Annotated in this window: 1 protein-coding gene; it reads right to left on the minus strand. The window is 59.3% G+C overall.

Annotated features, from left to right (window positions below; all coding sequences use genetic code 11):
* A partial coding sequence (locus N8H71_RS28745; RefSeq protein ID WP_262196518.1) for a hypothetical protein occupies positions 1–214 on the minus strand: 214 nt, incomplete at both ends.

Here is a 214-nt window from a genome sequence, read left to right on the forward strand (position 1 = left end):
GTTGTCGACGTAGTAAGTGTCGTTGCCCAGACCACCGGTCATGGTGTCGGCACCCAGGCCGCCGTTGAGGATGTTGTTGTCGGCGTTGCCGATGAGGGTGTTGTTCAGGCTGTTGCCCAGGAGGGTGAATGCACCGGCTCCGCTGAGTACGGCACTTTCGATGTTTTGCAGACTGGCCTGGGTCATGTCGACCAGGTTGTTCTGACCGTTGGCG

Origin of the sequence: Pseudomonas koreensis (assembly GCF_025447595.1) — a bacterium.
Taxonomy (GTDB): domain Bacteria; phylum Pseudomonadota; class Gammaproteobacteria; order Pseudomonadales; family Pseudomonadaceae; genus Aquipseudomonas; species Aquipseudomonas koreensis_H.